We start from the raw sequence: 25,838 nt of genomic DNA on the forward strand, positions 1-25,838 counted from the left end.
ACATTCTAGCAGCATTTCTATAAATGCAACATTAGAGGCTGACTGAAAAAGAAGCTGAGTGATTTCAGCCAGTTGTGATTCCTTCGGATTTGCGAAGATTCGAGGGAGAGCACGATGGTCTGGACTGAAATCACCCGCCGACACTATAGGCGGGCGAGCTTGCGATATGAAAGCGATACGACGGATGCCGAGTGGTTTGTGATGGAGCCGCTTCTGCCGCCTGCTTCGGCGCTCGGTCGCCCGCGTGCGACAGATATGCGAACGGTGATGGATGCGATCCTGTATATTGCGTCGACCGGCTGCCAATGGCGGCAGTTGCCCAAGGATTTCCCGCCCTACTCGACGGTGCAGGGCTATTTCTACGCGTGGTCGCGCGGCGGACTGTTTGCGTCGCTGAACTACACGCTCGTGATGGCCTCGCGCGAGGCGGCTGGCCGAGAGGCGAGCCCAACGGCCGGAGTGATTGACAGCCAGTCGGTGAAAACCACGGAAAGCGGCGGCCCCCGGGGCTATGATGCAGGTAAGAAAATCAAGGGCCGCAAGCGCCACATCGTCACCGACACGCAAGGAAACTTGGTCGGGCTGGTCGTGCACGAAGCCAGCATTCAGGACCGTGATGGTGCCCCGTGCGTTCTTGCTTCGATACGTTATCGCTATCCGTGGCTGCGCCATATTTTTGCCGATGGTGGCTATGCCGGAGATAAGCTGCGTCAAGCTTTGAAGCGCATCGGCAATTGGACGATAGAAATCATAAAACGATCCGACAGGGAGCAGGGCTTCGAAATCCTACCGCGCCGATGGGTCGTCGAACGAACGTTCGGATGGCTCGGTCGCTGCCGCAGATTGGCAAAGGACTTCGAGACCACAATCGCCAGCGCCGTTGCCTGGGCGTTCGTCGCTCACATTCGCGTCCTTATAAGACGGCTTGCAAAAGCCTGAAATCAAACGAATTCATTATGAGTCAGACTCTTAGAGATCACATGAAATCTGCGGTCGTTGAACGATTTACAAAAGAGTTTGGGTCCCCGTCACGCGAGAACGTCAAGGTCAAATCGTGGAGTCTTTCCAGTGATGTTGGGGTAGTCCTGCAGATGGACCAGCCGAACCGCGAATACGCCGCCTTTGTTTGGCTGCCTTATCCCGGTGGAGATCAGACTGTACCGGAAATTGCTCTCGAATACCCAGGCGAGGCAGGTCGACATAGCGGGACTTACCCGGTGGTCGGCTTGAGGCGTGGTGAGCCAGCCCTCAAAATGATAATCCGTAATGCAGCAGAGCTAGATGATGTAGCGCAATATATTCGAGCGATGCTCACCAATGCCCCGCGACCCGAGGTCAAATCGCACGGTGATACGAAGGGGACGTTGAATCCGCTGGAGGCTGATGAATCGAGTGCTGATAGTGGGTCTCAACTCATCGATCCAGCATCGATGCCAAAAGCCGGACCTATAAAGCCACGCCGAGAAGCAATACCGCGAATAGTTCAGCGCGAAGTCTGGCAGCGGGATGGTGGGCGTTGCGTTGAGTGTACTACACGGGAGCGCTTGTGTTTCGACCACATCGTGCCGTTTTCGCGAGGGGGGTCAAATTCGATCAGAAATCTGCAATTGCTCTGCGAGAGCTGCAACCTCTGCAAGAGCAACCGTATCTAATAGTTCTTTCAAAACTGGACGTTCAGGATGCTGCCGCCTGAACTGCGAGGATTAATAGTCGATCGGTAAAGTCGGGTACTTGCGTCGCCAGCCAAAACTGGTTCTGACAATTCTGCGCACTAGCGCCGCCTCTCGGCGCCCGCGCCCTGAACGCCGGATTGTCCAATTCCGGCGACGTATGCGCGTCTTCCAGCAGCGCCATCGCGGCGTAGGGGATGCGGTCGAGCCTGACGCTCCGCGGCGCAGCTCCTTCAGCGCCGCGCGCATCGCGGCGTCGCGGTCGAGCTCCTCACGCCGCCGGCTTGCCCACCCGCCACTCCACCGTCAGCCCCGCTTGCGTCGCCAGGATCATCAGCGCGTCCAGGCTGAACTTGTCGATCCGTCCGCGCAGCAAATCGTTGATGCGCGGTTGCGTCACGCCGAGCCGCGAGGCTGCTTCGGCTTGCGACAGTTGCCAGCCGTCCATCGCGTCTCGGATGGCGATCATCAGGCCGGCGCGCGCCTTCATGTTGGCGGCCTCCGCCGGCGAGTTTTCAAGGGCGTCCCAGACGCTGTCGAAACGCTGCTCGGTCATCGTCGATTCCTCGCATTATCGCGCGCCGCGGCCTAACCCGCCTTGCGATGGGTTTCGTAGTAATGCCGCAGGATGGTGTTGATGCGGGTCTGGTAGCCTTTGCCCTGGGATTTGAACCAGCCGAGCAGATCATGATCGAGCTTGAGGCCGACCGCGACCTTGTGCGGATGGACGATCTCGGCCTTGGCCCAGTCCTCGTCGCTCATCGGCGCGCCGTCCCTGTCGGCAGCGGCGATCGCTTCGACCTCCACGGGCGTCATCCGGTCGAGGCGCGTCCAGTCGGTCTTGCCCGTCAGCGGCACGAGGCTGCCGTCGGTTTTCCTGCCGTAGGGCTTACCGTCTACCATTATGGCCCGTGCCTTGGTGGTGCTAGTCTTGGCCTTGCTCATACCGCTGTTGCTCCCGCTTGTTGGCCGGGTGCCAGTTAAGCTCCATGCAGGACACTGAGCTAGACAAAAGTCAGATCAGTGTCCTGCATGACGGCGAATCGGCGACGCGCAGCCCCCTCACCCGGATTGCTTTGCAATCCGACCTCTCCCCAGCGGGGAGAGGTGACGGAGCGCCATCGAACTGACTACTTCCTCCTTCTCGGCCCCCTCGGCTTGAACGCCGGATGGTCCCGCTCCGGCGGCGTATGCGCGTCTTCCAGCAGCGCCATGGCGGCTTCGGGGATGCGGTCGAGGCGGACGCCGCCGCGGCGCAGCTCCTTGAGTGCTGCGCGCATCGCTGCGTCGCGGTCGAGCCACTCTTTCCCGGTGGATGGCGCCTGGCCGGGTCTGCCGGGCCGGCCGCGGCCCTTGACGTAGAGCCGCGCCATGTTGAGCACCTGCATGGCCTCGATCAGCCGGTCGAGATCGACCAAAGGGTCTTCCCACAATTGCTGCACGCAGCGCTCGGCGAGCTCATACAATTTGTGACCGAGCAGGCGCAGCTTCAGCCTGCGGCCGGCGCGCGCGGTCGGCACGGTGTCGGTGCAGCGCGGCGCAAACGGGTGGCGCTTCCAGCCGAACCCGCGCGTCCAGACGCCGACGGTGCCGGCGCTGGTGCCGGTCCTCGCCGCGATCTGCTTGTGGGTCAGCGTGGTGTCTTCGATCAGCTGGCGCACCCGGGCCACGGTGGCATTGGTGTGCAGCCGCTTGCAGCCTTTGGGGCGGCCGCCCGCCACCGGCGGCGGGCCGTCCTCCGCCGGGGTTGGCGATATCCGCAGCACGGTGTCGTCGAGGGCGCGGATGCGGGGATGGAAGAGGGGAACGAGAGGGTCGGGCATGCTCACTCCCTTTACGTTACGGACAGGCGAAAATTATATACCGAATAGGGATAAAAGCAACTAGCTGTCGTTCCGGGGCGGGAGCGCGCCAGCGCGAGCGAACCTCAGCCACTCCAGTTGGAGTGGCGGGGAACCTCGACATGTTCAGCGCAAAACACTTCGAGGTTCCGGGTTCGCGTTCGGCTGGCGCCGCCCGCGCCCCGGAACGACAAAGAGGGGGGCGGCGGCGCTACCAGCATCCATCTGCCCGCAATCGACGCGATACGCTGCCGCAAATTTAATCACCCGGCCGGGAAGCCGCCGGCCGTCTTGCGCCGGGGGTTCGCCAGCACCCATCTGGCCGCGCCGCGCCGGCGCGCGGGGGCTGGCACACTCCTTGCGTACAGATCGGTAGCGTCCACGCAGGAGGTCCCATGTCCACATTCGACAATCCGTTCGATCCCGCCCGTCGTCTGCGCTCCGGCTGCCCCTGCGGCCAGCACGCCAGCGCCGAGGAACATGACGCCGCCATGCAGCTCGCCTGCGCGGCGCCGCAGGACGAGGCGAAGCGCTATGAGGGCGTGGTCGCTTCCGCGGTGATGCGCGCGGTATTTCCGAAAGAGATCCAGCGGCGCGCCTTCCTGAAATCGGTCGGCGCCTCGGCGGCGCTCGGCGTGCTGTCGCAGTTCTTCCCGATCAAGATGGCGACCGAAGTGTTCGCGCAAGGCGCCGGCAAGCTCGAGAAGACCGACCTCAAGGTCGGCTTCATCCCGATCACCTGCGCCACGCCGATCATCATGGCCGACCCGCTCGGCTTCTATCAAAAGCAGGGCCTCAAGGTCGACGTCGTCAAGACCGCCGGCTGGGCGGTGATCCGCGACAAGACCATCAACAAGGAATACGACGCCGCGCACATGCTGGCGCCGATGCCGATCGCGATCTCGCTGGGGCTCGGCTCGACGCCGATCCCCTATACCGTGCCGGCGATCGAGAACATCAACGGCCAGGGCATTACCCTTGCCATGAAGCACAAGGACCGACGCGACCCGAAGGACTGGAAGGGCTTCAAGCTCGCAGTCCCCTTCGACTACTCGATGCACAATTATCTGTTGCGCTATTATCTCGCCGAGCACGGCATCGACCCCGACACCGATATCCAGATCCGCTCGGTGCCGCCGCCGGAGATGGTCGCCAATCTGCGCGCCGACAACATCGACGGCTTCTTAGCACCCGACAATATCTGCCAGCGCGCAATCTATGACGGCGTCGGCTTCATGCATCTTCTGTCGAAGGAAATCTGGGACGGCCATCCGTGCTGCAGTTTTGCGGCCTCGCGCGAATTCATCACGACGTCGCCGAACTCGTTCGCAGCCTTGACCCGCGCCATCGTCGACGCCACGGCCTACGCCTCGAAGCCGGAGAACCGCAAGTCGATTGCGGAAGCGATCGCGCCGGCGGCCTATCTCAACGCGCCGCCGGTGGTGCTGGAGCAGGTGCTGACCGGCACCTATGCCGACGGCCTTGGCAACATCAAGGTCGATCCCAAGCGCGTCGAATTCGATCCGTTCCCGTGGCAGTCGTTCGCGGTGTGGATGATGACCCAGATGCAGCGCTGGGGCCAGATCAAGGGCGACGTCGACTACAAGGGCGTCGCCGAGCAGATCTATCTCGCCGCCGACACCGGAAAGGTGATGAAGGAAATGGGCCTGACGCCGCCGGCCTCCGCCTACAAGTCGTTCCAGGTGATGGGCAAGACCTTCGATCCCGAAAAGCCGAAGGAATATCTGGCGAGCTTCAAGATCAAGAAGGCGACGTGAGTGATGGTCCGCGCTGCTTGCTTCACCTCCCCCTCGAGGGGGGAGGTCGACGATACGAAGTATCGTCGGGAGGGGGTGAATGCTGAAGCGCTGTCACCCCACCCCGGCTGCTTCGCAGCCGACCCTCCCCCTCCAGGGGAGGGTGGAGAACCCACATGACCTTCTCCCTTCGCTTCCGCGCAGCGCTGCTTTCGCTGCTCATCCTTGCGGCCTTCCTCGGCGTGTGGCACCTCGCCACGCGCGGCACCGGCACGGCCGCGACCATGTCGCCGGAATATGCCAAGCTGATGGGCCTCACCGCCACCGCCGGCAAATCCGCGATGCCGGGTCCGCTCGATGTCGGCGCGAAATTGTGGGAGCATCTCCGGAATCCGTTCTACGACAACGGCCCCAACGACAAGGGCCTCGGCATCCAGCTGGCGTACTCGATCGCGCGCGTGGGGATCGGCTATCTGCTCGCCGTGCTGGTGGCGATTCCGCTGGGCTTCCTGATCGGCATGTCGCCCCTGATGAGCCGCGCGCTCGATCCCTTCATCCAGGTGCTGAAGCCGATCTCGCCGCTGGCCTGGATGCCGCTGGCGCTCTACACGATCAAGGATTCCGGACTGTCGGCGATCTTCGTGATCTTCATCTGTGCGATCTGGCCGATGCTGCTCAACACCGCGTTCGGCGTCGCCGCGGTGCGAAAAGAGTGGATCAATGTCGCGCGCACGCTGGAAGTGGGCCACCTCCGCCGCGCCTTCACCGTCATCCTGCCGGCCGCAGCACCAACCATCCTCACCGGCATGCGGATCTCGATCGGCATCGCCTGGCTGGTGATCGTCGCGGCTGAAATGCTGGTCGGTGGAACGGGGATTGGTTACTTCGTCTGGAACGAGTGGAATAATCTGTCGATCACCAATGTGATCATCGCGATCCTGATGATCGGCGTGGTCGGCATGATCCTCGATCAGATACTGGCGCAATGCACCCGCCTCGTCACCTTTCCGGAGTAGGGCGATGCGATTTGTAATCTACATGAACGACAATCTGGCTCCTTGCGCATGACCGAAAAATTCATCTCCATCGAGGGTATCTCGAAGCGCTATCCGGCGGTCGGGGGCGGCGAGGTCGCGGTGTTCGAGAACCTGTGGCTCAACGTGCCCTCCGGCGAGTTCGGCTGCGTCATCGGCCATTTCGGCTGCGGCAAGACCACGGTGCTCAACATCCTCGCCGGGCTGGATGAGCCCTCGGCCGGCACGGTGATCGTCGATGGCCGCGAGATATCAGGTACGAGTCTGGACCGCGCGGTGATCTTCCAGAGCCACGCGCTCTTGCCGTGGCGTACGGTGATGGGCAACGTCGCTTACGCCGTCACCTCGAAATGGCCGAAGTGGACCAAGGCGCAGGTCAAGTCGCATGCGCAGATCTTCATCGACAAGGTCGGGCTCACCGGCGCCGAGCACAAGCGGCCGTCGGAACTGTCCGGCGGCATGAAGCAGCGCGTCGGCATCGCGCGGGCGCTGTCGATCACGCCAAAGATCATGCTGATGGACGAGCCGTTCTCGGCGCTGGATGCGCTGACCCGCGGCACGCTGCAGGACGAGGTGCGCCGCGTCACCCGCGACACCGGCCAGACTACCTTCATGATCACCCACGACGTCGACGAGGCGATGTATCTCGCCGACAAGATCTTCCTGATGACCAATGGCCCCGGCGCCGTGCTGGCCGAAGTGGTCGAGAACCCGCTGCCGAAGGATCGCTCGCGGCTCGATCTGCACAAGCACCCGGATTATTACCCGCTGCGCAACCACATCATCGATTTCCTGGTGACGCGCAGCAAGACGTTCACGACCGAGAACCCGGATTTCGACCCGCGCCGCGTGCCGCATGTCCGCCCGGCCTCGGCGCCGCTATTCGCCGCGCCCGCAGCCGTTGCGCGCTAAATTTTCACCGAAGGAGAAGACGATGATCCGTTCCGACCTCACCGAGAAACTGCTCGACATCAAGCGCGATAACGAGTGGAGCTGGAAATACATCTGCGACAAGATCGGCGGCCATTCCGAAGTGCTGATCATAGGTGCGATCCTGGGCAACATGAAATTGACAAAACCGCAGGCCGCCGCCGCGGGCGAATTGTTCGGCCTCTCGAAGAGCGAGATGCTGATGCTCAACGAGGTGCCGATGCGCGCCGAGAACGTGCAGATGCCGCCGACCGATCCTTTGATCTATCGCTTCTACGAAATGGTGATGGTGAATGGCCCGGCGTGGAAGGCGCTGATCGAGGAAGAATTCGGCGACGGCATCATGAGCGCGATCGACTTCGACATGGTGATGAACCGCGTCGCCAATCCCAAGGGCGACCGCGTGCAGATCACGATGTCCGGCAAGTTCCTACCATACAAATATTACGGCGCCACCGGCAACAACCAGGAATACGGGTTCAAGGAAGACTAAGCGCGTTCCGCCGGTCTGCCGGGATCGCCAACACGACAAACCGCCGCGCTGAAACCAGCGCGGCGGTTTTCGTAAGCATGCCTGTTACCCGGACATGCCGTTGTTGACGCGGCCGTTCGACATGCCGGTTCCCGATTGGCATGAGCCTTCGGCGCAGGGAGACAGGGACGACAGGCGGGAGGGGCCGCCCCGGCTTTCTGGAAACCCAGCGTTTCGCGAAGAGGCCTGTTGCGGCGCGGATTTCGCGCTAGATAGAGTGACACGTCCCTCCGAGCACCCATCATATGAAGAACATCGGCTTTTCCTCGTTCGGCCACTGGTCGCCGTCGTCGTCCTCGCAGACGCGGTCGGCGGGGGACGCGCTGCTGCAATCGATTGATCTGGCGGTCGCCGCCGAACAGCTCGGCGCCGACGGCGCGTATTTTCGCGTGCATCATTTTGCGCGACAACTCGCGGCGCCGTTTCCGCTGCTGGCGGCGGTCGGCGCGCGCACCTCGACAATCGAGATCGGCACTTCCGTGATCGACATGCGCTACGAGAACCCGCTGTATATGGCGGAGGATGCGGGCTCGGCCGACCTGATCTCGCGCGGCCGGCTGCAGCTCGGCCTGTCGCGCGGCTCGCCGGAGCAGGTGATCGAGGGCTATCGCTATTTCGGCTATGCGCCGCCGGAGGGCCAGACCGACGCCGACATGGCGCGGCGGCATACGGAAGTGTTTCTCGACGTGCTGCAGGGCAAGGGCTTCGCGCAGCCCAACCCACAGCCGATGTTTCCCAATCCGCCCGGCCTGTTGCGGCTCGAGCCGCATGCGGACGGCTTGCGCGAGCGGATCTGGTGGGGGGCCTCGACCAATGCGACCGCGCAATGGGCGGCCACGCTCGGCATGAATTTGCAGAGCTCGACGCTGAAGATCGACGAGAGCGGCAAGCCGTTCCACGTCCAGCAGGCCGAGCAGATCCGGCTCTACAAGGACGCCTGGAAGGCGGCGGGTCACACGCGGACGCCGCGCGTGTCAGTGTCGCGCAGTATCTTTGCCCTGATGAACGACCAGGACCGCGCCTATTTCGGCCGCGACGGCAAGGACTCGGACAAGGTCGGCTATCTCGGCGGCACCGAGCGCGCGATCTTCGGCCGCTCTTATGCGGCGGAGCCGGACGTGCTGATCAAGGAACTTGCGGCCGACGAGGCGATCGCCGAGGCCGATACGCTGTTGCTGACGATGCCGAACCAGCTCGGCGTCGACTACAACGCGCATGTCATCGAGGCGATCATCAAGCACGTCGCGCCGGGGCTGGGCTGGCGGTGACTTCCTTCACCCTCCCCCTTGCGGGGAGGGTCGTTCGCTGAGCGTCAGCGAAGCGAGCGGGGTGGGGGTGCCACATGCTCTGCAGAGATCGGGGCTACCCCCACCCCGGCCTTCGGCCGACCCTCCCCGCAAGGGGGAGGGTAGCTATAGCGCCCCCCACCCTGGCTCACTGCAAGGGGGGTAAAGAAGCCTCGCTTTACGTCCCGGCCTTCACCTGCTCGACGGCGGTGGCCATCAGCTCGTGCATCTTGGCGCGAATTGCCGGTTCGGTGACGGCCACGCCCTTGGCGGTGAGGTCGCCGTGCACCTTGCGGACGACGTCGGCGTCGCCGGCTTCCTCGAAATCGGCGGCGACCACTTCCTTGGCATAGGCGGCGGCGTCATCGCCGGACAGGCCGAGCTGTTCGGCGGTCCACAGGCCGAGAAGCTTGTTGCGGCGGGCTTCGGCCTTGAATTTCTGGCTCTCGTCGAGCGCATATTTGTTCTCGAAGGCGTCGCCGCGCTTGTCGAATGAGGACATGGTTAAATCCTGTCTTGTGTTGAAAATGAAACGATGGAGCCGTTGTCTGGGCGTTTCCGAGCCCTAGATAGGGATAGAACGCGTTGCCTACAATTGACGCAAGGTCGCAGGCGACCGGTCCGTTTGGCAGCGGGACGGGTAAAACCCCGGGGGTTCCAGGCCTGATCGATTGTATCGGCCGGTTCGATCGGCTAGGTTGCTTGCGGGCCCGGTTCTCGTTTCGTTTCTTTTACCGATCCTGGCCAATACGGCAGCTCCGTCGTAGGTCGATCCCGTCACCCGGAGCCCATATCACCCATGGATTTCAACAACACACGGTACATCCCCATGAGCCGTCGACGTCGCATTTACGAAGGCAAAGGCAAGGTCCTGTATGAGGGTCCGGAGCCGGGCACGCTGATTCAGCACTTCAAGGACGATGCGACCGCGTTCAATGCCAAGAAGCATCAGGTGATCGAGGGCAAGGGCGTCCTCAACAACCGGATCTCGGAATATCTGTTCCAGCATCTGAACGACATCGGCGTCCCCACCCACTTCATCCGCCGCCTCAACATGCGCGAGCAATTGATTCGCGAAGTCGAGATCGTGCCGCTGGAAGTGGTGGTGCGGAACGTGGCCGCGGGTTCGCTGTCGCAGCGCCTCGGCATCGAGGAAGGTACCCAGCTGCCGCGCTCGATCATCGAGTTCTATTACAAGAACGACCAGCTCAACGACCCGATGGTCTCGGAAGAGCACATCACCGCGTTCGGCTGGGCGACGCCGCAGGAAATCGACGACATCATGGCGCTCGCCATCCGCGTCAACGACTTCCTGACCGGGCTGTTTCTCGGCATCGGCATCCGCCTGGTCGACTTCAAGATGGAATGCGGCCGGCTGTTCGAAAACGACATGATGCGCATCATCGTGGCGGACGAGATTTCGCCGGATTCGTGCCGGCTGTGGGACATCAAGTCGAACGAGAAGCTCGACAAGGACCGTTTCCGCAGGGATCTCGGCGGCGTGCTGGAGGCCTATACCGAGGTCGCCAAGCGGCTCGGCATTCTCGCCGAAAACGAACGCCCGATGGGCACCGGCCCGGTACTGGTGAAGAGCTGAGGATTTTTCCGTGAAAGCGCGTGTGACGGTTACATTGAAGAACGGCATCCTGGATCCGCAGGGCAAGGCCATCGAGGGCGCGCTGAAGTCGCTCGGCGTCGAAGGTATTGCTTCTGTGCGGCAGGGCAAGGTGTTCGACATCGAGATCCCCGGTGGCGACAAGGCCAAGGCGGAGGCGGCCCTGAAGGCCGCCGCCGACAAGCTGCTCGCCAACACCGTGATCGAGAATTACCAGGTCGAAGTTCTAAGCTAGGTCAGTTGACATGAAATCCGCCGTCCTCGTCTTCCCCGGTATCAATCGCGAGCGCGACATGGCGCGGGCGCTGAAGCTCGCGTCGGGCCATGACGCGTCGATGGTGTGGCACGCCGACACCGCGCTGCCTGCGGGCACCGACCTCGTCGTGGTGCCCGGCGGCTTCTCCTACGGCGATTATCTGCGCTGCGGCGCCATCGCGGCGCGCTCGCCGGTGATGGATGCGGTGCGCGCCTTTGCCGCCGATGGCGGCATGGTGCTCGGCGTCTGCAACGGCTTCCAGATCCTGTGCGAAAGCGGATTGCTGCCGGGCATTTTGATGCGCAACGCAAAACTGAAATTCATCTGCCACGACGTGCATCTGCGCGTCGAACGTTCCGACACGGCCTTCACCCGCGGCTACAAGGCGGGCCAGGTGATCCGCGTGCCGATCGCCCATGGCGAGGGCAACTACACCGCCGACGCCGAGACCCTGAAGCGCCTCGAAGGCGACGGCCGCGTGCTGTATCGCTATTGCTCGCCGGCCGGCGAGGTCAACGACACCCACAACATCAACGGCGCGGCAGCCTCGATCGCCGGCATCGTCAATGAGCGCGGCAACGTGCTCGGCATGATGCCGCATCCGGAAAACCACGTCGAAGACATCATGGGCTGCACCGACGGCCGCGGGCTGTTCGCGGGCCTGGTCGATCATCTCGCGAAGGCAGCGTGAAGCCCGCAGCAATCCGGCTTGTCGCGGCCGCCGTGCTGGCGGTCGTCTCAACCGTGACCGCGCAGGCGCAGGATTTCCCGAAGCGCGCCATCACCATGATCGTACCGTTCGCGGCCGGCGGCACCTCCGACGTGATCGCCCGCGTCGTCGCCGAACAGATGGCGACCCATCTCGGCCAGCCGATCATTCTGGAGAATGTGGTCGGCGCCGGCGGCTCAACTGCGCTGGCCCGTGCGGCGCGCGCCACGCCTGACGGCTACACCATCGCCATCGGCAATGCCGGCACTTCTGCCGCGACCTACACCATCTATCCAAAACTGCCGTTCACGCCGGACTCGTTCGTGCCGGTCGGCATGATCGCCAAGACCTTCGGCATCGTGGCGCTGCGCAAGGATTTTCCGGCGGCGACGCTGAAGGAATTCATCGCTTACGCCCGGGCCAATCCCGGCAAGATCAATCTCGGCCATGCCGGCGTCGGCTCGTCGAATTACCTGATCTGCAAGAGCTTCGTGGCCGCCGCCGGCATCGACGTCACGCTGGTCGGCTACCGCGGCGCCGCGCCGGCGCTGACCGACGCGATCGGCGGCCAGATCGACGGCGTCTGCGATTCCGCGGCGTCCGTATCGCAGGCGATCGACGACAAGCTCGTGCGCGGGTTGGTCGTGGGCTCGAACGTGCGGCTCGGCTCGCTGCCGGATCTGCCGACCTCGGCGCAAGCGGGCTTGCCGGAGTTCGAGGCGCAGGGCTGGAACGGGCTGTTCGCGCCAAAGGGCACGCCGCCCGAGATCATCGCGAAGCTCAACTCCGCGGCCCGCGCCGCGGTGGAAAGCGCCGCCGTAAAAAAGCGTTTCGTCGATCTCTCCACCGTGGCGCCCGATGCCGACGAGCATGCGCCCGAGGTGCTGCAGGCGCTGGTCGTGCGCGACGTCGCAAAATATCGCAGCATGCTCGCCGGCGACAAGGCGCCGTAGCGCGCTACCCGCGTTTTACGCTCGCGTGCAACCCGTTCGCGTTTGCCTCGTATCTGATCATACCCCGCAGATGACGAGCCAATCCCCATGCCGAAAATGCGCCTGAAATCCGATCTGCCGCAGAAGACCTGCGCGGCGTGCGGGCGGCCGTTCACCTGGCGCAAGAAATGGGCGAAGGACTGGGACGAGGTGAAAACCTGCTCGGATCGCTGCAAGGGCGAGTTGCGCCGGCAGAATCGTGAAGCCGCCGGCGCGGCGCGGTCATGACCAGCCTGCGCCTGGTGCTCGGCGATCAGTTGACGCGCGATGTCGCGTCCTTGCGCGACTATGCCGACGGCGACGTCGTGCTGATGGCCGAGGTCGCCGATGAGACCACCTACGTCAAGCACCACCAGCAGAAGATCGCCTTCGTGCTGTCGGCGATGCGGCACTTTGCCGAGGAACTGCGCGCTGAAGGAATCGTCGTCGACTACGTCAAACTCGACGACGTCGGCAGCAGCGGCTCGATCTCCGGCGAGCTGCAACGCGCGGTGATGCGCCATGCGCCGTCGCGGGTGGTCGTCACCTCGCCCGGCGAGTGGCGCGTGCTCTCCGATTTTCGCGCGCTCGATCTCGGCGTCCCCGTAATCATCCGCGACGATGATCGCTTCTTCGCCAGCCCGGAGCGTTTTGCGCAATGGGCCGAGGGCCGCAAGGCGTGGCGGATGGAATTCTTCTACCGCGAGATGCGGCGCGAGACCGATCTCCTGATGGAAGGCGACCAGCCCGCCGGCGGGCAATGGAATTTCGACAGCGACAACCGCAAGCGGCTGCCGAAGGCCGTGCAGGTGCCGCAACGCTTCGGCTTTGCGCCGGATGCGATCACGAAAGAGGTGCTCGCGCTGGTTGGCGAGAAGTTTGCCGATCATTTCGGCGATCTCGTGCCGTTCGAATGGGCGGTGACGCGGACGGACGCGCTGCGCGCGCTCGACACCTTCCTGCAGGGCGCGCTGCCGAATTTCGGCACCTATCAGGACGCGATGGCTACCGGCGAACCCTTCGTGTTTCACGCTGCGATCTCGCCTTACCTCAATGCCGGGCTGCTGACGCCGCGCGAAGTCTGCATCGCCGCCGAGCGCGAGTATCTTGAGAAGCGCGCGCCACTCAATGCGGTCGAAGGCTTCATCCGCCAGATCCTCGGCTGGCGCGAATATATTCGCGGCGTCTACTGGCTGAAAATGCCGGACTATGCCGAGACCAATGCGCTGGGTGCCACGCGGCCGCTGCCGTGGTTCTACTGGTCCGGCGACACCGACATGCACTGCTTGCGCGAGGCGATCGGGCAGACCCGGCGCCATGCCTATTCGCACCACATCCAGCGGCTGATGGTGACCGGCAATTTCGCGCTGCTGGCCGGCATCGCGCCGAAACAGATCGCGGAGTGGTATCTGGCCGTCTATGCCGACGCCTATGAATGGGTCGAGCTGCCGAACGTGCAGGGCATGTCGCAATTCGCCGATGGCGGGCTGCTGGCGTCAAAACCCTATGCCGCGTCGGGAGCCTATATCGATCGCATGTCGGACTTCTGCAAGAGCTGCAAATACGACGTGAAGCAGAAGTCGGGGCCGACGGCGTGCCCGTTCAATTACCTGTACTGGGCGTTCCTGATCCGCAATGCCGGCACGCTGCGCGGCAACCAGCGCCTGGCGATGCCCTACGGCACGCTCGCTCGCTGGGACGAGGGGCACAAAGCAGCGGTGCTGGCGGATGCGGAAGCGTTTCTGAATGGGCTGGTGGTGAAGTAGCGCGCGCTTTCTTCCCCTCCCCCTTGCGGGGTCTGGCGGACGAATTCGTCCGCCATGGGTGGCCGGCCGCAGGCCGGTCGGGTTGGGGGTGCCACAGCCGAAGGCGCTTGTGGCACCCCCAACCGTCACGTTTGTTCGCTTCGCTCTCAAACGCGCCACCCTCCCAGCCTAGCGAAGCTTCGCTTCGCACGGGGGGAGGGGAAGCAGCGTCCCCTTGGCCCAAAACTTGCTCCTTTCTCTCCGCGCAACGGCTGCGCCTGTCCCTCATGGACGCTGGAGAGATCATGCTGAACCGTCACCTCACCCACGCCCTCGCGCTCGGCGCGGTGTTGCTCGCGCAACCGGCACTTGCGCAATCGACGCTGCGCATCGCAATGACGGCGTCGGACATTCCGACCGCCACCGGCCTGCCGAACAACGGCTTCGAGGGCATGCGCTTCATGGGCTATCCGATCTTCGAGGGCCTCGTGCTGTGGGACCTCGCCGACAACAAGAAACTCGCAGGATTACGGCCGGGTCTTGCGGAAAAGTGGGAGCAGGCGCCGGGCGACAACAAGACCTGGATCTTCCATCTGCGAAAGGGCGTCAAATTCCATGACGGCACCGACTTCAATGCGGACGCAGTGATCTGGAATCTGGAGCGCTACTTCAAGAACGACAGCCCGCAGTTCGAGGTCGCGGCCTCCGCGATGTCGCGCGCCCGCGTGCCCTTGATGGGCAGCTACAGGAAGATCGACGACAATACGGTGGCGATCTCGACCACGACCGCGGCGTCGTATTTCCCTTATATGGCGGTGTATCTGCTGTTCACCTCGCCGGCGTCGTTTGCAAAGGCCGGCGACTGGGCCAAGGTCGCGATGCTGCCGGCCGCCGGCACCGGCCCGTTCCGCATTACCAAACTCGTCCCGCGCGAGCGCGTCGAGCTGGCGAAGAACGACGGCTACTGGGACGCCACGCACAAGGCCAAGGTCGACACCATTGTCCTGATGCCGGTGCCGGAGGCCAATGCGCGGCTCGCCGCGCTGCGCTCCGGGCAGGTCGACTGGATCGAGGTGCCGCCGCCGGACGGCCTGGCGTCGCTGAAAGCCGCCGGCTTCACCATCACCACCGGCTCCTATCCGCATGCCTGGCCGTGGTTCTTCAACATCGGCGCCAAGGACAGCCCGTTCAAGGACGTAAAAGTGCGGCAGGCGCTGAACTACTGCGTCGATCGCGAGGGGCTGGTCGGGCTTTTGTCCGGCACCGCCGAGCCCTCGGCCGGCTGGCTGAAGACCAGCGATCCGAACTTCGGCAATCCGGTCAACCGCTACAAATACGATCCGGCCAAGGGCAAAGCGATGCTGGCCGAGGCCGGCTTCACGGCGGCGAAGCCGCTGTCGTTCAAGGTGCAGGTGTCGTCGTCCGGCTCCGGCCAGATGCTGCCGCTGCCGATGAACGAGTTCCTGCAGCAGAATTTGAAGGAGGCCTGCAACGTCACCGTGGAGTTCGACGTGATCGAATGGACGGTGCTGCTCGGCAATGCCCGTGCGCTGCCGGACGCACCCAGCCTGAAAGGCGCGCTGGCGCTCAACATCTCGTCGCCGACCTCCGACACCGGCATCATGGCGCGGTACTTCGCCGCGGCGAATTTTTCACCGAACGGCTTCAATTTCGAGCAGTGGAAGGATGATGCGTTCGAGGACGCGCTGAAGACGCTGGCGGAGTCGACCGATCCGAAGACGATTGCGGCGGCGACCGCCAAGGCGCATGAGCGGCTGGTGGACAATCCGCCGTGGCTCTACATCGTGCACGACCTGAATCCCCGTGCGATGAGCGGCAAGGTGAAGGGCTACGTCTCGCCGCAGTCGTGGTTTCTCGACATGACGCAGGTGAGCGTGCAGTAGGGCGAGCGGCAAACGCGGGCGGCCTTTCCCTTTCCGCGCGAAGCGAAGCTTCGCTAGGCGCGGGGGGGGAAAGACGGCGTCGCCCTTCCGCGGGCACATTCGGTCGTATAAGAGAGATTCGACGGCGCGTGTGCGTCGGCCCATCCGACCGAGGCACCGCATGATCCAGCGAATTTCGACGGCCAGACCCCGCGGACCGATCCATCGCCGCGGCGCTCCCGCCATCGCGATCCTGGCCGTTATCGCCGCCCTCGTACCATTGCGCGCTGACGCGGCGTCGAAATCGAAACGCCCCGCGGCCATCACCGAGGCCACCGCGCCGCGCGAGGCCGGCGAGCCGATCATGGCGATCGTCTCGATCAAGACGCAGCACGTCACGTTCTACGATGCCGATGGCTGGATCCATCGTGCGCCGGTATCGACCGGCACCACGGGGCGCGAGACCCCGGCCGGCGTGTTTGCCATCCTGGAAAAAAACAAGGAGCACTACTCGAGCCTGTATGACGACGCCTTCATGCCGCACATGCAGCGCATCACCTGGAACGGCGTCGCCATTCATGGCGGGCCGCTGCCGGGCTACGCGGCCTCGCATGGCTGCGTCCGCATGCCGTTCGGCTTTGCCGGGAAGGTGTTCGACCGGACACGGATCGGCATGCGGGTGATCGTGTCGCCGAACGATGCTGCGCCCATCGACATTTCGCACCCGGCGTTGCTGGTGCCGAAGCCGGAAGCCATTGCCGCCGCGCCTGCGCGCGCCGAGACGCTGGCCCGCGAGGCCGCGGATGCGGCGAAGGCTGCCGACGAGGCGAAGCAGGCTGCGGCATCCGCTGCGCGCGAGGCGAAGGCGCTCGATGCATCGCTGAAGAAGCTGCAGGCGCAGAAGGCCCGCGCCGATCGCGACCTTGCCAATGCCGGGCAGGCGCTTGCCGCCGCCACGACCGACGAAGCGCGCGCGCGCGCAGGAGAACGGCAGCAGAAGGCGACGGCTGCGGTCGCAGAGGCAACGACGCAGCTCGACGCCGCCACCGACGCCGCGGCTGCGAGGCCAAGCGTCGCCGCTCTCAAGGAGACCGCGAAATCCGCCGCCACCCGCAAGGCCGATGCCGCCACCGCCCTGACCGATGCCAGGCTCGGGCTGGAGCCGGTGTCGATCTACATCAGCCGCGCCACGCAAAGGCTCTACGTGCGCCGCAACACCCACAAGCCGGCGCCGGACGGCGGCGGTGAGGTGTTCGATTTCAGCATCGAGGCGCCGATTGCGATCCGCGATCCCGACCGGCCGATCGGCACCCATGTGTTCACGGCGATGGCCAAGACCGAGACGGGCCTGCGCTGGAGCGCGGTCTCGATCGACGGCGCCGGCAGCGCAAAGGACGCCCTCGACCGCGTCACCCTCCCGCAGGACATTCTCGACCGCATCGCGCCGACCGCGGGGCCGCGCTCCTCGATCGTGATTTCCGACGAGCCGCTCAGCAAGGAAACCAACTACCGCACCGAGTTCGTCGCGGTGCTGGCCGACCAGCCGCAGGGCGGCTTCATTACCCGCAAGCCGACGCCGGTGATGGTGGCTGACCGCGACGCGCCGGACGATGGCTTCGACCTGTTCTCGCCGCGCAACTGGGGCTTCCAGCCGGAAGAACCGCGCCGCGGCCAGCCGATGCGCCAGGGCCCGCGCGGCTTCTGGTAGGCCGCGCGCTATTCGTTAGAGTCTGACTCATAATGAATTCGTTTGATTTCAGGCTTTTGCAAGCCGTCTTATAAGGACGCGAATGTGAGCGACGAACGCCCAGGCAACGGCGCTGGCGATTGTGGTCTCGAAGTCCTTTGCCAATCTGCGGCAGCGACCGAGCCATCCGAACGTTCGTTCGACGACCCATCGGCGCGGTAGGATTTCGAAGCCCTGCTCCCTGTCGGATCGTTTTATGATTTCTATCGTCCAATTGCCGATGCGCTTCAAAGCTTGACGCAGCTTATCTCCGGCATAGCCACCATCGGCAAAAATATGGCGCAGCCACGGATAGCGATAACGTATCGAAGCAAGAACGCACGGGGCACCATCACGGTCCTGAATGCTGGCTTCGTGCACGACCAGCCCGACCAAGTTTCCTTGCGTGTCGGTGACGATGTGGCGCTTGCGGCCCTTGATTTTCTTACCTGCATCATAGCCCCGGGGGCCGCCGCTTTCCGTGGTTTTCACCGACTGGCTGTCAATCACTCCGGCCGTTGGGCTCGCCTCTCGGCCAGCCGCCTCGCGCGAGGCCATCACGAGCGTGTAGTTCAGCGACGCAAACAGTCCGCCGCGCGACCACGCGTAGAAATAGCCCTGCACCGTCGAGTAGGGCGGGAAATCCTTGGGCAACTGCCGCCATTGGCAGCCGGTCGACGCAATATACAGGATCGCATCCATCACCGTTCGCATATCTGTCGCACGCGGGCGACCGAGCGCCGAAGCAGGCGGCAGAAGCGGCTCCATCACAAACCACTCGGCATCCGTCGTATCGCTTTCATATCGCAAGCTCGCCCGCCTATAGTGTCGGCGGGTGATTTCAGTCCAGACCATCGTGCTCTCCCTCGAATCTTCGCAAATCCGAAGGAATCACAACTGGCTGAAATCACTCAGCTTCTTTTTCAGTCAGCCTCTTAGAGATCAGGCCTGTGCGGCCTTCCAGTCGCGCTTGATCTTCTTGGCGAGTGACCATTTGTGTACTTCGGTCGGGCCGTCATAGATGCGGAAGGCGCGGATCTCGCGAAACGCCTGCTCGACGATGGTGTCGCCGGAGACGCCGTTGCCGCCCATCACCTGCACGCAGCGGTCGGCGATCCGCATCAGCGATTCCGACACCGCCACCTTGGCCATCGAGCTCTCGGCGGTACCGAGCGAGCCGCTGTCGAGCACGCCGGCGCACCAGTCGATCATCAGCTCGGATGCCTTGATGTCGATCAGGTTCTCCGCGAGCATGAAGCCGATGCCCTCGTGGTCGACCAGCGGCTTGCCGAAAGCGTGGCGGCGGCAGGCATAGTCGGTGGCGATCTGGTTGGCGCGGATCGCAAGGCCCAGCCAGCGCATGCAATGCGACAGCCGCGCCGGGCTGAGCCGGATCTGGGCATATTTGAAGCCGTCGCCCGGCGCGCCGAGCATCTGGTCGGCGGGCACCCGCAGATCCTCGATGGCGATTTCAGCGTGGCCGCCGGGCATCGAATTGTCGATCGTATCGAGGATCCGCAGCGTGCGGATCGCAGGGTCCGGCAGGTCGACCAGGAACAGGCAGGCGCCGTCGTCGGACTTCGCCATCACGATGCCGACCTTCGCGCCTTCCGCGCCGGTGATGAATTTCTTGGTGCCGTTGATGACCCAGTGGTTGCCGTCGAGCCGGCAGGTGGTCTGCATCATCGACGGATCGGAGCCGGCGCCGCCGCTCTCCGCAGGCTCGGTCATAAAGAACGCCGAGCGCGCGCGGCCGGACACCAGGTGCTCGAGGAAGCGCGTCTTCTGCTCAGGCGTCCCGACTTTGCCCAGCAAATACATGTTGCCCTCATCGGGCGCCATGGTGTTGCAGGCCAGTGGCCCCAGCGGCGACAGGCCGGAGGCGATCAGCGCAATGGCGGTCTCGCGCTGGGTCAGATGCGAGCCGTCTTGAAGAATATGCGGCGTCAGCACGCCGGCGATCCGCGCTTTGTCGCGCAGCTCCTGCACCAGTTCGTCCGACGGGCCATGCGCCCCGATCCGCGGATCCTTCTCGAAAGGAAACACCTCGGCGCGGATGAAGGCCTCGATCCTGGCGGCGATGGCGTCGGCTCGTTCGGTCATGGGGTTCCTCGGTAGGTCTGCGCCGTGGCGGCGTCTTTTTTTGTGGGGCGTCCGTGATGCGGGCCGGCTATTCCGCGGCCAACGCCGGCCGCACCTTCTTCTTCACGCGCTTGATGGTGCCGGAGAACGAGAACAGCTTGCGCTCGCCCGAGCGCAGCATGCCGCGCAGGAAGATCAGCGAGCCGCCGACGCGGGTCATCTCGCCGTCGCATTCGATCAACTCATCTTCCTTGGCCGCGTCGAGGAATTCACAGGCGAAGGAGACGGTGATGCCGGGGCCGGCGAGTTCGCGCGAGGCGAGCGCGAACAGGCAGTAATCGGCGAAGGTCATGTAGCAGCCGCCGTGGACGTTCTTCATGCCGTTGAGGTGGCGCGCCTCGACGCGGAAGGCGCAGCGCACGGTGCCGTCGGGCTGAACCTGGTGCCAGAACGGGCCGGACAGCGATTCGAAGGAATCCCGCTTCCAGGTGGTCCAGCCGGCGAATTCGCCCTCCGTGGCGGTAAAGGCGTCGGCATGGAACGGGATGGTGGCGTCGAGAGGCACATTCACGCGGCTGAACTCCTTGGATTGGCAGCTGAAAGTGGTTAAATCCGTTTCCATCGCCGGGCGCAAATGGCGCCTCCGGCGGCATTTTCCTTAAAGCCTTGGACAGGGTGGGCGCAGGGGGTAAAAGCCCTTTTCCCGCTGTTCCGTTCTTCCCCCGGGAGGAACCACCACGAACGCAGAGCTCCCATGAATCAGCCGAAAATCACCCCCGAACTCGTCGCCTCCCACGGCCTCAAGCCCGACGAGTACGAGCGCATCCTCAAGCTGATCGGGCGCGAGCCGTCGTTCACCGAGCTCGGCATCTTCTCGGCGATGTGGAACGAGCATTGCTCGTACAAGTCGTCGCGGCTGCATCTCAAGGGGCTGCCGACCAAGGCGCCGTGGGTGCTGCAGGGGCCGGGCGAGAACGCCGGCGTGATCGACATCGGCGACAACCAGGCCATCGTGTTCAAGATGGAGAGCCACAACCACCCGAGCTATATCGAGCCCTACCAGGGCGCGACCACCGGCGTCGGCGGCATTCTGCGCGACGTGTTCACGATGGGCGCAAGGCCGATCGCCTGCCTCAACGCCTTGAGCTTCGGCGCGCCGGAGCATCCGAAGACGAAGCATCTGGTGAGTGGCGTGGTGGCCGGCGTCGGCGGCTACGGCAATTCGTTCGGCGTGCCGACCGTCGGCGGCCAGATGCGCTTCCACACCCGCTATGACGGCAACAATTTGGTCAACGCGATGGCCGTCGGCCTCGCGGATGCCGACAAGATTTTTCTCGCGGCGGCGTCGGGCGTCAACATGCCGATCGTCTATCTCGGCTCCAAGACCGGCCGCGACGGCATCCATGGCGCGTCGATGGCCTCGGCCGAATTCGACGAGGATTCCGCCGAGAAGCGCCCGACCGTGCAGGTCGGCGACCCCTTTGCCGAAAAGCTGCTGCTGGAGGCCTGCCTCGAGATCATGGCCGCGGATTGCGTGATCGCGATCCAGGACATGGGCGCCGCGGGCCTGACCTGTTCCGCGGTCGAGATGGGCGCCAAGGGCGACCTCGGCGTCGAACTCAACCTCGACACCGTGCCGACGCGCGAAATGGGCATGAGCGCCTATGAGATGATGCTGTCGGAAAGCCAGGAGCGGATGCTCATGGTGCTGAAGCCGGAGAAGGAGAAGGAAGCCGAGGCGATCTTCCGGAAGTGGGGGCTGGATTTCGCGATCGTCGGCTACACCACGCCGACGATGCGCTTCGTCGTCAAGCACAATGGCGAGACCATGGTCGACCTGCCGATCAAGGAATTGGGCGACGAGGCGCCGCTGTACGACCGCCCGCACGTGCCGACGCCGGCGCAGCCGGTGATTCATGCGCGCGACATCGTTGCGCCGATGGGGATTGCCGACGCGCTGGAGAAGCTGATCGGCACGCCGGAGCTTTGTTCGAAGCGCTGGGTGTGGGAGCAGTACGACCATGTGATCGGCGGCAACACCGTGCAGCGCCCCGGCGGCGACGCTGCGGTGGTGCGCATCGAGGACGGCCCGAAGGGGCTGGCGATGACCGTCGACGTCACACCGCGCTATTGCGAGGCCGATCCGGTCGAGGGCGGCAAGCAGGCGGTGGCCGAAGCCTGGCGCAACATCACCGCGGTCGGCGGCCGTCCGATGGCGATCACCGACAATCTCAATTTCGGCAACCCGGAGCGGCCCGAGATCATGGGCCAGCTGGTCGGCTGCCTGAAGGGCATCGCGGAGGCCTGCATCGCGCTCGACTTCCCGATCGTGTCGGGCAACGTCTCGCTCTACAACGAGACCAACGGCCGCGGCATCCTGCCGACGCCCTCGATCGGCGGCGTAGGCGTGCTCGACGACTTCACCAAGTCGGCGACGCTGGCGTTCAAGACGCAGGGCGATGCGATCCTCCTGATCGGCGCGACCGAAGGCTGGCTCGGCCAGTCGGTATACCTGCGCGACATCTGCGGCCGCGAAGAAGGCGCGCCGCCGCCGGTCGATCTGGAAACCGAGAAGCGCAACGGCGACGTGGTGCGCGGCATGATCCACGCGGGGACTGCGACCGCGGTGCATGACGTCTCCGACGGCGGTCTCTTGATCGCGCTGGCCGAGATGGCGATCGCCTCGGGCATCGGCTGCAAGCTGGACGCCGCGCCGGAAGCGATCGTGCCGCACGCCTGGTGGTACGGCGAGGACCAGGCGCGCTACATCGTCACCGTCCGCGACGAGGATTTGTTGACCGTGCTGTCGAAGCTGAAGAGCGTCGGCGTACCGTGCGTGCAGATCGGCGTCACCGGCGGCGTCGAAGTCGTGGTCGCCGGCGAGCGCGCGCTGCACGTCAAGGCGCTGGAGCACGCGCACGAAGCCTGGCTGCCGGCCTATATGGGCGCGAAGGCTTAAGCTCAACTATCAAAACCAAGCGCTGTAGCTCCCCTCCCCCTTGCGGGGAGGGGTTGGGGGTGGGGGTGCCACCGGCGCCGTCGCCCGCGGCACCCCCACCCCGTCCTCCACTGCGAACGATGCTACGCATCGTCCTCCGTTCGGACGACCCTCCCCGCAAGGGGGAGGGGATTACGGGCGGCTGCGTTTTATTTGATAGAACCGACTCTCAATAGCTCCGCGTGCGGTCCACCACATGCAGCAGCGGCGCGCCGCTCTGCGCGCGCGCGATATTGTCCGCGATCGCCTCGGCGGCCGAGCTGACGCGCGTGGCGGCGGCGACATGCGGCGAGATCGTCACGCCGGGATGCGACCAGAACGGATGATCGGCCGGCAGCGGCTCGGTGCGGAACACGTCGAGCGTTGCATTGGCAACCTGTCCGCGGTCGAGGGCTGCGATCAGTGCGGCGTCATCGATCAATGAACCCCGGCCGGCATTGAGGATGCAACTGCCCTGCGGCAGCAGCGCCAATCGTTGGGCGTTCAGCAAATCGATGGTGTCGGGCGTCTCGGGCAGGATCGCCACCAGGATCTCGGCCGTGGCCAGCGCCTCGGGCAGGCGGTCCGCGCCGGCGAGGCAGCGCACGCCGGCAATGTCGCGCGCACTTCGCGCCCAGCCGGTGACGCGGAAGCCGAGAGAGGCCAGCGTGGATGCCGCCGCCGATCCGAGTTCGCCCAAGCCCAGCACCGTGACCGACCGATCGCTGGCGAGCGGCGGCACATGCTGCTCCCACGTCCGCGGCTTCTGGCAGACGTAACGATCGATGCCCAGATGCGCGCGCAACGTATGCGCCACCACCCATTCCACCATGCCCTGGCGCAGGCCGCTCTCGACCATGCGGCACAAGGGCTGGGTCAGCGTGGCATTGCCGACGATCTTCTCGACGCCGGCCCACAGGCTCAGCACGGCGCGCGCGCGGGTGAACACGGCGAAGTCCGTGACCGGCCCGCCGGTGGCGTGGATGACGTAGTCGACCGCGTCGGGCGCGATGTCGCCGGGGAGACCCGTCTCGGCCGACAGGCCGCGGCGCTTGAGCGCGTCGAGGATCGGCGCGCGATATTGCGCGTAGAGGTCGGGCTTGACGTTGAAAAGAAGCTTGATCACCTGCACCTGTCCATTTCGCCGGCGAATCTCCGCCGGATGGCGCATTACAGCACGCGCCGGGCGCCGGGTATGCGGCGCAGCAGCGCGGTCGCGCCCCAACTCAGCGCCAGCGTGCCGGCGAACACGATCAGCGCTTTCGGGATGGCCGTGAGCGGCGCGTTCAGCAGCGCGTATTGCAGACACAGCACCGGAATATAGTGCACGACATAAATGCCGTAGGCGTCGTCGCGCATGGGATCGAGGAAGCTGCGCTCGCGCTGGCCGAAGCGCAGGAACAGCGCCAGAATCGCGAGGCAGATCAAGGTGCAGGCGACCGCATAGATCACGCCGTAGCTCGACTGCCACCAGAACGGCGGCGCTCCGGGCAGGTTGGACAGAAGCATGCGACGGAAATTGACGAGCCAGGTCAGCCCGCCGAACGACAGCAACGCCGCCGTCAGCCAGATCCACCAGCGCCGCGCCAGCGTGCCGGTCTTTGCCAGCAGGCCCTGATCGATATTCGCAGCCCCGATGCCCATGCCGGCGAAGAAGAACACGCCGTAGATCACGACGCGGCTGAGCTGCACCTGCAGCGGCCCCCAGTTGAACCATCTGACAGCGCCGACCTGAAACAGCATCGGCACGTAGGCGATGATCGAGACGATGGCCAGCGCGCCGGCGAACAAGGCAGGGCGCTGGAAGGATTTTTGCGACAGCCGGTTGATGCCGTCGATCAGGCCGGGGGCGAAATACAGGATCGGAATCGCCAACAGGTCGAGAAACAGCAGGTACCAGATGAACCAGCCGGGGCCATCGAACCAGATCCCCTCGCGGAGATTGGCGGCGTAGAACTCGAAGAAGCCGAGCGTCGAGCCGGTCAGCCGGAACGAGGCGTAATAGGCTGATGGCATCAGCACCATGAGCATCACGAGAAACGGCAGGCCGAGCCGCAGTGCGCGGTCGCGCAGGAAGGCGGCAATACCCTTGCGCCTGAGCGAGCCTGCGACGAACAGCCCGGACAGCAGGAACATCAGGCACATGAAGAATGCGTCGTTGAACAGCGTCAGTAAATTGAAGCCCATCCAGCGCTGGCTGTCGACCACCGGCGCCGTCGACCACAGATAGTGGTTGGGATAGAACCGGCCGAACGCCGTGTAGGCGACCACCGAATGGTTCACCAGCACCAAGAGGGTGATGAAGGTACGGGCGCGGTCCAGCGCGGCATTGCGGTCTGACATGGTGGTGAAAACTCTCCTGGGCTGCATGTCATTGCGCGCCAGGGCGGCGCACGCTGCGAGCTAGCACGAAATTCCGCGATGGTCATGACGTCACGAGCTGGCTTTGAAAGGGCTGCCGCGGCGATATATCCCCCGGAAACCCGTGACGCGCTGCGCTGCCCGGGCTAAGTTCGGGAAGCCGCCGCGATGCTTTTATGCCCGATTCGATGGCCTGGAGATTCGACAATGCCGATGGACGCCCACGATATCGAGACCATGATCAAGGCCGCGCTGCCCGATGCCGAGGTGACGATCCGCGACCTCGCCGGCGACGGCGACCACTACGCGGCCACCGTGATCTCGGAATCCTTCCGCGGCAAATCCCGCGTTGCCCAGCACCAGATCGTCTACCAGTCGCTGCAAGGCCAGATGGGCGGCGTGCTGCACGCGCTGGCGCTGCAGACCGGCGTGCCGGAGGGCTAGTTACCGACCGACCTCTCCG

26 protein-coding genes are annotated in these 25,838 nt (G+C 64.4%); 17 read left to right on the plus strand and 9 right to left on the minus strand.

The annotated features are described in order from the left end of the window. Positions 1-114: 114 nt before the first annotated feature. The gene (locus FNL56_RS11465) at positions 115-939 is read left to right on the plus strand and encodes an IS5 family transposase (protein WP_143577461.1); all 825 of its coding nucleotides are present in this window, start codon (positions 115-117) and stop codon (positions 937-939) included. A gap of 41 nt (positions 940-980) precedes the next feature. Continuing rightward, the gene (locus FNL56_RS11470; RefSeq protein ID WP_143572829.1) at positions 981-1,652 is read left to right on the plus strand and encodes an HNH endonuclease; all 672 of its coding nucleotides are present in this window, start codon (positions 981-983) and stop codon (positions 1,650-1,652) included. 289 nt (positions 1,653-1,941) lie between these two features. On the opposite strand, the gene FNL56_RS11475 is transcribed toward FNL56_RS11470, so the two are convergent. From FNL56_RS11475 to FNL56_RS11485, 3 genes are all read right to left on the minus strand, one after another. Next, positions 1,942-2,226: a helix-turn-helix domain-containing protein gene (locus tag FNL56_RS11475; protein WP_143572830.1), complete on the minus strand. Its 285-nt coding sequence runs from the start codon at positions 2,224-2,226 to the stop codon at positions 1,942-1,944. Between the two features lie 32 nt (positions 2,227-2,258). Then, positions 2,259-2,573 (minus strand): BrnA antitoxin family protein, encoded by a 315-nt coding sequence (locus FNL56_RS11480; RefSeq protein WP_168202906.1) that lies wholly within the window; start codon positions 2,571-2,573, stop codon positions 2,259-2,261. Positions 2,574-2,800: 227 nt separating this feature from the next. Beyond that, positions 2,801-3,493: a hypothetical protein gene (locus tag FNL56_RS11485; RefSeq protein ID WP_143572832.1), complete on the minus strand. Its 693-nt coding sequence runs from the start codon at positions 3,491-3,493 to the stop codon at positions 2,801-2,803. 413 nt (positions 3,494-3,906) lie between these two features. Between FNL56_RS11485 and FNL56_RS11490 the strand changes: the two genes are divergently transcribed. The 5 genes from FNL56_RS11490 to FNL56_RS11510 all read left to right on the plus strand — a co-directional run bounded on the left by FNL56_RS11490 (position 3,907) and on the right by FNL56_RS11510 (position 9,032). Beyond that, on the plus strand, positions 3,907-5,289 hold the full coding sequence (locus tag FNL56_RS11490) for a CmpA/NrtA family ABC transporter substrate-binding protein (RefSeq protein WP_143572833.1): 1,383 nt from the start codon (positions 3,907-3,909) through the stop codon (positions 5,287-5,289). A 155-nt stretch (positions 5,290-5,444) separates the two neighbouring features. Then, entirely contained in the window at positions 5,445-6,284 is an 840-nt protein-coding gene (gene ntrB, locus FNL56_RS11495) for a nitrate ABC transporter permease (protein ID WP_143572834.1), read from the plus strand. Positions 6,285-6,332: 48 nt separating this feature from the next. Next, the gene (locus FNL56_RS11500; protein WP_143581997.1) at positions 6,333-7,214 is read left to right on the plus strand and encodes an ABC transporter ATP-binding protein; all 882 of its coding nucleotides are present in this window, start codon (positions 6,333-6,335) and stop codon (positions 7,212-7,214) included. A 22-nt stretch (positions 7,215-7,236) separates the two neighbouring features. Beyond that, the gene (cynS, locus tag FNL56_RS11505; RefSeq protein ID WP_143572836.1) at positions 7,237-7,725 is read left to right on the plus strand and encodes a cyanase; all 489 of its coding nucleotides are present in this window, start codon (positions 7,237-7,239) and stop codon (positions 7,723-7,725) included. 284 nt (positions 7,726-8,009) lie between these two features. Continuing rightward, entirely contained in the window at positions 8,010-9,032 is a 1,023-nt protein-coding gene (locus FNL56_RS11510) for an LLM class flavin-dependent oxidoreductase (RefSeq protein WP_143572837.1), read from the plus strand. Between the two features lie 196 nt (positions 9,033-9,228). Here the strand turns inward: FNL56_RS11510 and FNL56_RS11515 are convergent, their stop codons facing one another. Beyond that, positions 9,229-9,552 (minus strand): DUF1476 domain-containing protein, encoded by a 324-nt coding sequence (locus tag FNL56_RS11515; RefSeq protein WP_143572838.1) that lies wholly within the window; start codon positions 9,550-9,552, stop codon positions 9,229-9,231. Positions 9,553-9,879: 327 nt separating this feature from the next. Here FNL56_RS11515 and purC point away from each other — a divergent pair, with 327 nt between their 5' ends. The 8 genes from purC to FNL56_RS11555 all read left to right on the plus strand — a co-directional run bounded on the left by purC (position 9,880) and on the right by FNL56_RS11555 (position 17,937). Further along, complete coding sequence (purC, locus tag FNL56_RS11520) at positions 9,880-10,647, plus strand: phosphoribosylaminoimidazolesuccinocarboxamide synthase (protein ID WP_086937119.1); 768 nt, start codon at positions 9,880-9,882, stop codon at positions 10,645-10,647. A gap of 10 nt (positions 10,648-10,657) precedes the next feature. Next, positions 10,658-10,900, plus strand: a complete 243-nt coding sequence (gene purS, locus FNL56_RS11525) for a phosphoribosylformylglycinamidine synthase subunit PurS (RefSeq protein ID WP_143572839.1) — start codon at positions 10,658-10,660, stop codon at positions 10,898-10,900. A gap of 10 nt (positions 10,901-10,910) precedes the next feature. Continuing rightward, positions 10,911-11,612 (plus strand): phosphoribosylformylglycinamidine synthase subunit PurQ, encoded by a 702-nt coding sequence (gene purQ / locus FNL56_RS11530; RefSeq protein ID WP_143572840.1) that lies wholly within the window; start codon positions 10,911-10,913, stop codon positions 11,610-11,612. Between the two features lie 11 nt (positions 11,613-11,623). Further along, positions 11,624-12,583 (plus strand): tripartite tricarboxylate transporter substrate-binding protein, encoded by a 960-nt coding sequence (locus FNL56_RS11535; RefSeq protein ID WP_246660993.1) that lies wholly within the window; start codon positions 11,624-11,626, stop codon positions 12,581-12,583. 87 nt (positions 12,584-12,670) lie between these two features. Continuing rightward, entirely contained in the window at positions 12,671-12,850 is a 180-nt protein-coding gene (locus tag FNL56_RS11540) for a DUF2256 domain-containing protein (RefSeq protein ID WP_143572842.1), read from the plus strand. Continuing rightward, positions 12,847-14,367, plus strand: a complete 1,521-nt coding sequence (locus tag FNL56_RS11545) for a cryptochrome/photolyase family protein (protein ID WP_143572843.1) — start codon at positions 12,847-12,849, stop codon at positions 14,365-14,367. The genes FNL56_RS11540 and FNL56_RS11545 overlap by 4 nt, the downstream gene beginning before the upstream one ends. Positions 14,368-14,651: 284 nt before the next feature. Beyond that, the gene (locus tag FNL56_RS11550) at positions 14,652-16,250 is read left to right on the plus strand and encodes an ABC transporter substrate-binding protein (protein ID WP_143572844.1); all 1,599 of its coding nucleotides are present in this window, start codon (positions 14,652-14,654) and stop codon (positions 16,248-16,250) included. 160 nt (positions 16,251-16,410) lie between these two features. Beyond that, positions 16,411-17,937, plus strand: coding sequence for a L,D-transpeptidase (locus tag FNL56_RS11555; RefSeq protein ID WP_143581998.1), 1,527 nt, complete (start codon positions 16,411-16,413; stop codon positions 17,935-17,937). A gap of 48 nt (positions 17,938-17,985) precedes the next feature. Here the strand turns inward: FNL56_RS11555 and FNL56_RS11560 are convergent, their stop codons facing one another. From FNL56_RS11560 to FNL56_RS11570, 3 genes are all read right to left on the minus strand, one after another. After that, the gene (locus FNL56_RS11560; RefSeq protein ID WP_143577461.1) at positions 17,986-18,810 is read right to left on the minus strand and encodes an IS5 family transposase; all 825 of its coding nucleotides are present in this window, start codon (positions 18,808-18,810) and stop codon (positions 17,986-17,988) included. Positions 18,811-18,897: 87 nt separating this feature from the next. Then, positions 18,898-20,058 (minus strand): acyl-CoA dehydrogenase family protein, encoded by a 1,161-nt coding sequence (locus FNL56_RS11565; protein WP_143581999.1) that lies wholly within the window; start codon positions 20,056-20,058, stop codon positions 18,898-18,900. A 67-nt stretch (positions 20,059-20,125) separates the two neighbouring features. Beyond that, entirely contained in the window at positions 20,126-20,608 is a 483-nt protein-coding gene (locus tag FNL56_RS11570; protein WP_246660936.1) for a PaaI family thioesterase, read from the minus strand. 183 nt (positions 20,609-20,791) lie between these two features. Between FNL56_RS11570 and purL the strand changes: the two genes are divergently transcribed. After that, complete coding sequence (gene purL, locus FNL56_RS11575) at positions 20,792-22,996, plus strand: phosphoribosylformylglycinamidine synthase subunit PurL (RefSeq protein ID WP_143572848.1); 2,205 nt, start codon at positions 20,792-20,794, stop codon at positions 22,994-22,996. 208 nt (positions 22,997-23,204) lie between these two features. On the opposite strand, the gene FNL56_RS11580 is transcribed toward purL, so the two are convergent. Beyond that, entirely contained in the window at positions 23,205-24,140 is a 936-nt protein-coding gene (locus FNL56_RS11580; RefSeq protein ID WP_210245496.1) for a 2-hydroxyacid dehydrogenase, read from the minus strand. A 44-nt stretch (positions 24,141-24,184) separates the two neighbouring features. Continuing rightward, complete coding sequence (locus tag FNL56_RS11585; protein WP_168204659.1) at positions 24,185-25,357, minus strand: acyltransferase family protein; 1,173 nt, start codon at positions 25,355-25,357, stop codon at positions 24,185-24,187. 225 nt (positions 25,358-25,582) lie between these two features. Between FNL56_RS11585 and FNL56_RS11590 the strand changes: the two genes are divergently transcribed. Continuing rightward, positions 25,583-25,819 carry a BolA family protein gene (locus FNL56_RS11590; protein ID WP_143572851.1) on the plus strand — a complete coding sequence of 79 codons (237 nt, stop codon included), beginning with the start codon at positions 25,583-25,585 and terminating at the stop codon, positions 25,817-25,819. Positions 25,820-25,838: the final 19 nt, after the last annotated feature.

This window comes from Tardiphaga sp. vice304 (genome assembly GCF_007018905.1).
Classification (GTDB): domain Bacteria; phylum Pseudomonadota; class Alphaproteobacteria; order Rhizobiales; family Xanthobacteraceae; genus Tardiphaga.